Here is a 634-nt window from a genome sequence, read left to right on the forward strand (position 1 = left end):
AACGGGGCCCGGTTGGTCTCGCCGACCATCGACGTCACGTAGATCAGGAACGACGGCAGCAGCAGGAAGACGTACCAGGTGCCTTCCTGCGCGGCCACGATGCCGGAGGTGGACATCGTGCCGGCGACCAGGAAGACGGCGGCGAACGTCAGGCCCATCGCGATCTCGTAGGAGATCACCTGCGCCGTCGAACGGAGCCCGCCGAGCAGCGGGTAGGTCGAGCCGGAGGACCACCCGGCGAGCACGATGCCGTAGACGCCGATGGAGGTGATCGCGAGGATGTACAGGACGGCCACCGGCATGTCGGTGAGCTGCAGCGGTGTCCACTGCCCGAAGACGGACACCTCCGGGCCGAACGGGATCACCGCGAACGCCATGATCGCCGGGACCACCGCGATGACCGGGGCGAGGAGGTAGACCGCCTTGTCCGCGGCCGCCGGGACGATGCCCTCCTTGAGCGCGAGCTTGATGCCGTCGGCGAGGGACTGCAGCATCCCCCACGGGCCGACCCGGTTGGGCCCCACCCGCATCTGCATCCAGGCCATCACCTTGCGTTCGGCGAGGATCGCGACGATCGGGGTCAACATGAGGAAGGCGAAGATGGCCACGGACTTGGCGACGACCAGCCACCACG

General features: G+C 68.1%; 1 protein-coding gene. It reads right to left on the minus strand.

Annotated elements, in window-relative coordinates:
- Nucleotides 1-634 (minus strand): complex I subunit 1/NuoH family protein (locus tag AC1DYG_RS18785; protein ID WP_477641388.1); only part of this gene is annotated, 634 nt, incomplete at both ends.

It is taken from the genome of Pedococcus sp. P1_H8, assembly GCF_056405175.1.